Below are 6673 nucleotides of genomic sequence, written 5' to 3'. Positions count from 1 at the left end.
CCCGGTCCCCCGTAGCTTAGCGCGGCACGCTAAGCTATTTCCGCGCCCTCCCCCGGAGGGCCGTGCGGGTGTAGCTCAATGGTAGAGCCCCAGCCTTCCAAGCTGGTCATGCCGGTTCGATCCCGGTCACCCGCTCCACCTCGTTCTTGCTGGTAGAGCCCTTGAAGACCGTCCCCAGTGGACGGTCTTCTTGCGTTAGCCGATCTTGTGTGCCCCCCGAGTGCTCCCTCTCCTCGAAAACCACCTCCACGACCACCGCTTTCCTCCCGACGTTCCAGAAGTTCAGCGCGTGGACGGCGTTGTTCGGGCTTCCTCGGGCAGTTCGTCGGCGGTGTGCGCGACCGCGCGGCGCGCTTCGGCCACCGGCCGGCGCTGCTGACCGGGCTGTCGAACCAGGTCAGCGGTGCGAAGCAGGACCCGCCCCATCCGCCCCTCCAGCGGTAGCGTGGACGTCGTGAAGCACCCGCGGGAGCACCCCACGACCGACCAGATGAGGCTCGTCGAGGTCATGGGCGCGCTGAGCGATCCGATCCGCATCGGGCTGGTGCGGGTGCTGGCCGACGGTGCGGAGCACGGGTGGAGCGAGCTGCGGGCGCCGGTGGCGAAGTCGACGTTGAGCCACCACCTGAAGACGCTGCGCGCGGCCGGGTTGACGAGGACGCGTGAGGAGGGCACGCGGTGCTTCGTGCGGCTGCGCCGCGACGACCTGGAGGCGCGCTTCCCCGGTCTGCTGCGCTCGGTGCTGGCGGCGGCCGACGCCGAGAACGTGGGCGAACATGTCGGTTTGGCCACCACCGGTTGAACGGCGGTCGTCGGCGGCGGGCGGCCTCTCGGGTGATCTCCTTGCGGCACAACGGAATCACCGGGTCGTCGGGTGAGGTGCGGGTCTCCTACCAGCGGAGGACCGCGAGTTCTGCCGGTCGTTCTGCCTGGCATTCCTCCGTCACGTTGGGTGCAGTGTGGGTCACCGAACGATTCGGAGGGCTCCAGGGTGCAGCAGGTTCTCGTCGATTTCCGTTCCGAGGCGCCCGTGGGAGGCGGGAGCGCCGCACTGCTCACGGGGTCGTCCGGGGCACTGTTCCGCGGCGACCACTGGGTGATCCGCGCGGGTGGTGAGGCGGTGATCGGCTTCTGCTGCTCGGCGGGCACGCCGCTGGGCCGGGTCACGCTCGTCGGCTCGCCGCGGGCGACGTCGCGGCGGCCGGTGGAGATCCGGATGGAGGCGAACGGGACGCTGGTGTGGACGCGGGAAGGGCTGGCGGGCACCAGGACTCGGGAGCTGGAGCGGTTCGACATCCCGGCTTCGGTGCTGCGGCCCGGCCAGAACGCGCTGACGGTCCGCAACTGCGGCTCCGAGGAGTCGGTCTACCGGCTCTACAAGGTCTTCTTCGAGCCGCTGTCCTAGGGTTGGGCCGTGCGCGCACGCCTCCAGCAGATCGTGGTCGACAGCCACGACCCCGCTCGGCTTGTCCGCTTCTGGGCGGAACTGCTCGGCGGTGAGCCGGTCGACCGCGAGCTGGGCTGGTCGCACGTGGAGCCGCCCGAGTCGCCGCGGATGTCGTTCCAGCCCGTGCCGGAGGGCAAGACGATCAAGAACCGCCTCCACCTCGACGTCCGGGTGGACGACGTCGAGGCCGCCGCGGTCCGCTGCGAGGGCCTGGGCGCGACCAGGGTCGGCGGGCTGGTGGTGGACGAGTCGGGTGCGTTCCAGGTGCTGCTGGACCCGGAGGGCAACGAGTTCTGCCTCGTGGTCCCGGCGGCCTGACCCGTCAGCGGTCCACCAGCCGCCACAGCTCCTCGCCGAACCTGATGGCCAGCAGCACCAGCAGCACGCCGAACGTGAACGTCACCAGGCACCGCAGGACCACCCGCCACGCGGGTCCCTTCATGGGGTTCTCCTCTGCCCGGTCACGCGGCGACGACGGCGCGTGGGGATCCGTCGGGGGCAGTGTCGCCGAGCGGCACGCCGGTGACCAGAGCCCGCGCGGAAAATGCGTCGCGGACCGCGGTCGAGCGGCGTACGACTTCGGGATGGGCTTCACGATCCGCACTCTCGTCGAAGACGACTACCAGTCGTTCTGCGCCGTGGTCTCGGCGGCGTTCCTGGGCGACCCCGACCCGGCGGACGCCGCGTTCGAACGACCGCTCTACGACCTGGACCGGGTGCACGGGGTCTTCGAGGACGGGGAGATGATCGGCAGCGCGGCCGTGACCACCAGGGACCTGACGGTTCCGGGAGGCGGTCCCCGGCCGACCGCCGCGATCACGTCGGTCGGCGTGAGGCCCGGCCACCGCAGGCGGGGCGTGCTGACCAGCCTCATGCGCGCCCAGCTGCACGGCCTGCACGACGGGGGTCGGGAGGCGTTCGCGGTGCTGTGGGCGTCGGAGGGGTCCATCTACGGCCGCTACGGCTACGGCCTGGCCGCGCAGTTCACCGACCTGAGCGTGCCGAGGGGTGCGGCGTTCCACCGCGGGGTCGACGTCGGCGACGGCGCGGTGCGCGAGGTCTCGCGGGAGGAGGCCCTGCCCGTCGCGCGGGCGCTCTACGAGCGGGTGGCGCCGACCAGGGCGGGTTACCTGAGCCGGACCGGGGCGGAGTGGGAGCAGCACCTCGCCGACGGCGAGCGGCACCGCGGCGGTCTGAGCAAGTACCGGTACGTCCTGCACCCGAGGGGTTACGCGGTCTACCGGGTCAAGTTCGCCTGGGGCGACCGGGGTCCGGAGAACGAGCTGCACGTCCGCGAACTGGTGGCGGAGGACGACAGGGCGTACGCGGCGCTGTACCGGTACCTGCTCGACGTGGACCTCGTCGCCGAGCTGAAGTTCTACACCGGCTCGGAGGACCCGGTGCTGCACCTGCTGCACAACCCCAGGCTGGCCAGGCGGGCGAACCGCGACTCGCTGTGGGTCCGGCTCGTCGACCTCGACCGCGCGCTGACCGGCCGCGGCTACCTGTCCGATGTGGACGTGGTGCTCGACGTGACCGACGAGTTCTGCCCGTGGAACGCCGACCGCTGGCGGCTCACCGTGAGGGAGGGTGCGGCGGGTGTCCGGCGGGTCACCGACGAGCCGGACCTGAGGCTCGACGTCGGCGCGCTCGGGGCGGCGTTCCTCGGCGGCACCCGGCTGACCACCCTCGCCGGGGCCCAGTTCGTGCGGGAGCGGACGCCGGGCGCGCTGCGGTCCCTGTCGCACGCGCTCCTCGGCGAGGTCGCCCCCCATTGCCCTGAGGTGTTCTGACGTCACCACCAGTGATCTCGATCATCGCGTTTTCCGGCGGGACGCGGTACGACTTAGCGCATGAACTTCTCGATTCGGACACTGGGTGACGAGGAGTACCGGTCGTTCGCCGACCTGGTCGCCACGGCCTCCAACTTCGACCCGGTCGAGTCGGACGCCGACCGCACGAGAGCGCTCTACGACCTCGACCGCGTGCACGGCGTGTTCGACGACGGCGAGCTGATCGGCACCGCGGCCGTGCTGACCAGGGCCGTCACCGTGCCGGGCGGCGGTGTCCGCCCGGTCGCCGCCGTGACGGGGGTCGGCGTGAAGCACGGCCACCGCAGGCGCGGCGTGCTGAGCGCGCTGATGCGGACCCAGTTCCACGGCCTGCACGACGGCGGTCGGGAGCCGTTCGCCGCGCTCTGGGCCTCCGAGGCCTCGATCTATGGCCGCTACGGCTACGGCGTGGCCGCGCAGTACGCCTCGGTCCAGGTGCCCAGGGGTGCGGCGTTCCGGCCCGGCGTCGACGTCGGCGACGACCGGGTGCGCGAGGTGCCGCGCGACGAGGCCATGCCCGCGATGCGGTCCGTCTACGAGCGGGTGGCGCCGACCAGGACGGGGTACCTCAGCCGCACGGACGCCACGTGGGCCCACCACTTCGCCGACGAGGAGCACCACCGCGAGGGGATGAGCGCCTACCGGTACGCCCTGCACCCAGGGGGGTACGCGGTGTACCGGATCAAGAACGGGTGGAACGACCGCGGGCCGGGCGACGAGGTGACCGTCCGCGAACTCGTCGCCGAGGACGATCGGGCCCACGCCGCGCTGCACCGCTACCTGCTCGACCTCGACCTCGTGTCGGAGGTGCACCACAGCACCGCGTCGGACGACCCCGTGTGGCACCTGCTCGCCAACCCGCGGCTGGCCACGCGGCGCGTCGCGGACTCGCTGTGGGTCCGGATCGTCGACCTCGACCGCGCGCTCGTCGCGCGGTCCTACCAGTCCGATGTGGACGTCGTGCTCCACGTGACCGACGACCGGTGCCCGTGGAACGCCGACCGCTGGCGGTTCACCGCGGAGAAGGGCGAGGCGGTTGTGCGTCGCGTCACCGACGAGCCGGACGTGGCGCTCGACATCAGCGCGCTCGGGGCGGCGTTCCTCGGCGGCACCCGGCTGTCGACCCTGGCCAGGGCCCAGTACCTGCGGGAGCTGACGCCCGGCGCGGTCGACGCGCTCTCCCGCGCGTTCCTCGGCGACCGCGACCCGCACTGCCCCGAGCTGTTCTGAGGGAACCGCCGACGAGGGGTCCTCGTTGAACGGGTATCTACCTCAGGAGGCACCGGTGGGCACAGTCGTGTTGCTCGCGATCGTCCTTGTGATCCTCGGTGGTGTCCTCTACCTGGTGAAGTCCAGCGCGGACACCAAACGCCGGGAGTTGGAGGACGCCAAGTCGGAGGCCCGGCGCTGGGTCGAACGGCTCGGCGGGCAGGTGATGAACCTGTCCGGCACCGACACCGCGTCGCAGCAGGCCATGGCGGACGCGTCGGAGCGGTTCACCGCCGCGGGTTCCCAGATGGAGCAGGCGCAGACGAAGGAGCAGGCGAGGCAGGTCACGCAGACCGCCATGGAGGGCCTGTACTACGTGCGGGCCGCGCGCGTCGCCATGGACATGGACCCCGGTCCGGAACTGCCGGACCTCACCGGCCAGAGCCGCGCGGGCCAGGTGTCCGAGGACCGCGACGTGACCGTCGAGGGCCACGAGTACGCGGCCTCGCCGAAGCCCGGTTCCCGCACGCCGCACTACTACCCCGGCGGTGTCGTCGCGGGTCGTCCGGTGCCGCAGGGCTGGTACAGCGAGCCGTGGTGGAAGCCCGCGCTCGTCGCGGGCGCCTGGGGTGTGGGCTCGTTCCTGCTGTTCGACGCGATGTTCTCCGGCATGGCCGGGTACTCGGGCGGCGACATGGAGGCCGCCTACGCGGACGGCTACCAGGACGGCGCCGCCGCTGACGGTGGAGGCGACGTCGGCGACTCCGGCGGGTTCGACGCGGGCAGCGACGGGTTCGACGCCGGTGGGTTCGACGCGGGCGGTTTCGACTTCTAGACCGAGACCGCTCCCCCTCGGCGGAGCGGGCCGAGGGGGAACGGCGCTACTCGGGCTGGCAGGTGGGGCACCAGTACAGGTTGCGGCCGGCCAGCTCGCTCGCCGCGACCGGCGTTCCGCACAGCAGGCAGGGCAGGCCGGTGCGGCGGTAGACGTAGACCTCGCCCCCGTGCCGGTCCTTCCTCGGCTCGCGGCCGGTCGCCTCGGGCAGGTCCTCCGGCCGGACCGTGTCGATCCGGCCGACCTTCACGCCGTCGCGCATCAGGAGCACGAGGTCCGCCCACAGCAGGTCCCACAGCGCCCGGTCGATCTTCCGGCCGGGCGTCAGCGGGTGCACGCCGTGGCGGAACAGGACCTCGGCGCGGTAGACGTTGCCGACGCCCGACAGCACCCTCTGGTCCAGCAGCAGCACCGCGATCGGCGTGCGGGACTTCGAGATCCGGGCGAAGCAGAGGTCCGGGTCGGCGTCGCGGCGCAGCGGGTCCGGACCGAGGCGTGCGTGCACGGCCGCCACCTCGGCGTCCGTCAGCACCTCGCACGCCGTCGGCCCGCGCAGGTCGGCCCAGTGCGTGCGGCCGACCACCCGCATCCGCACCTGCCCCACCGGGGTGGTCGCGGGCAGCGGGTGCTCGACGAACGTCCCGTACAGCCCCAGGTGCACGTGGACCGTGGCGTCCGGGCCGTAGACGTGGAACAGGTGCTTGCCGTGCGCCTCGGCGCGCTCGAGCACCCGACCGTCCACGAGGGACGCCGAGGACGCGAAGCGCCCCTGCGGGCTGGACACCTCGACCGGTGCGCCCGCGAACCTGCGCTGGTGCAGCTTCGCGAGCCGGTGCAGCGTGTGGCCCTCGGGCATTACGGCAGCGGCGGGACGACGTGGGTGGCCTCGTACTCCGAGACGATCCCGATGCGGCGGGCGTGCCGCACCTCGCCGGAGAACTTGGTCGTGAGGAACGCCTCGACGATCGCGGTCGCCTCCTCGGTGGAGTGCATCCGCGCGCCGACGCCCACGAGCTGGGCGTTGTTGTGCTCGCGGGACAGCGTCGCGGTCTCGACGCTCCACGCCAGGGCGCACCGGGCACCGGGCACCTTGTTCGCGGCGATCTGCTCGCCGTTGCCGGAACCGCCGATGACGACGCCGAGGCTGCCCTCGTCGGCGACGACGCTGGTGGCCGTGGCGACGCAGAAGGCGGGGTAGTCGTCCTCGGCGTCGTAGACGGCCGGGCCGATGTCGACGACCTCGTAGCCGGTGGCCGCGAGGTGCTGGGCGAGGTGGGACTTCAGCTCGAAGCCCGCGTGGTCGGATCCAAGGTAAACGCGCACGTCCGGGGAGTCTGCCATCCCCGTGCA

General features: G+C 72.1%; 8 protein-coding genes and 1 tRNA gene. 7 read left to right on the top strand and 2 right to left on the bottom strand.

What is annotated here, in order from left to right; all coding sequences use genetic code 11:
- The first annotated feature begins 64 nt into the window (after positions 1 to 64).
- The 7 genes from VFZ92_RS19455 to VFZ92_RS19425 all read left to right on the top strand — a co-directional run bounded on the left by VFZ92_RS19455 (position 65) and on the right by VFZ92_RS19425 (position 5323).
- A tRNA-Gly gene (locus VFZ92_RS19455) sits at positions 65 to 138 on the top strand.
- A 316-nt stretch (positions 139 to 454) separates the two neighbouring features.
- Entirely contained in the window at positions 455 to 802 is a 348-nt protein-coding gene (locus VFZ92_RS19450) for a metalloregulator ArsR/SmtB family transcription factor (protein WP_330877386.1), read from the top strand.
- A gap of 228 nt (positions 803 to 1030) precedes the next feature.
- Complete coding sequence (locus VFZ92_RS19445; RefSeq protein WP_330877384.1) at positions 1031 to 1405, top strand: hypothetical protein; 375 nt, start codon at positions 1031 to 1033, stop codon at positions 1403 to 1405.
- Positions 1406 to 1414: 9 nt separating this feature from the next.
- On the top strand, positions 1415 to 1765 hold the full coding sequence (locus tag VFZ92_RS19440) for a VOC family protein (RefSeq protein ID WP_330877382.1): 351 nt from the start codon (positions 1415 to 1417) through the stop codon (positions 1763 to 1765).
- 266 nt (positions 1766 to 2031) lie between these two features.
- Positions 2032 to 3240: a GNAT family N-acetyltransferase gene (locus VFZ92_RS19435; protein WP_330877381.1), complete on the top strand. Its 1209-nt coding sequence runs from the start codon at positions 2032 to 2034 to the stop codon at positions 3238 to 3240.
- A gap of 60 nt (positions 3241 to 3300) precedes the next feature.
- The gene (locus VFZ92_RS19430) at positions 3301 to 4509 is read left to right on the top strand and encodes a GNAT family N-acetyltransferase (RefSeq protein ID WP_330877380.1); all 1209 of its coding nucleotides are present in this window, start codon (positions 3301 to 3303) and stop codon (positions 4507 to 4509) included.
- Between the two features lie 55 nt (positions 4510 to 4564).
- The gene (locus VFZ92_RS19425; RefSeq protein WP_330877379.1) at positions 4565 to 5323 is read left to right on the top strand and encodes a hypothetical protein; all 759 of its coding nucleotides are present in this window, start codon (positions 4565 to 4567) and stop codon (positions 5321 to 5323) included.
- A 46-nt stretch (positions 5324 to 5369) separates the two neighbouring features.
- Here the strand turns inward: VFZ92_RS19425 and VFZ92_RS19420 are convergent, their stop codons facing one another.
- Together VFZ92_RS19420 and VFZ92_RS19415 are read right to left on the bottom strand one after the other, a co-directional pair.
- Positions 5370 to 6179 carry an Fpg/Nei family DNA glycosylase gene (locus VFZ92_RS19420; protein ID WP_330877378.1) on the bottom strand — a complete coding sequence of 270 codons (810 nt, stop codon included), beginning with the start codon at positions 6177 to 6179 and terminating at the stop codon, positions 5370 to 5372.
- Entirely contained in the window at positions 6179 to 6646 is a 468-nt protein-coding gene (locus VFZ92_RS19415) for a ribose-5-phosphate isomerase (RefSeq protein WP_330877377.1), read from the bottom strand. Before VFZ92_RS19415 ends, VFZ92_RS19420 begins: the two co-directional genes overlap by 1 nt.
- Between the last annotated feature and the right edge of the window lie 27 nt (positions 6647 to 6673).

Origin of the sequence: Umezawaea sp. (assembly GCF_036375055.1) — a bacterium.
GTDB lineage: Bacteria > Actinomycetota > Actinomycetes > Mycobacteriales > Pseudonocardiaceae > Umezawaea.
The sequence above is the reverse complement of the archived record's forward strand: the minus strand, read 5'-3'. Positions and strand labels throughout refer to the sequence as shown.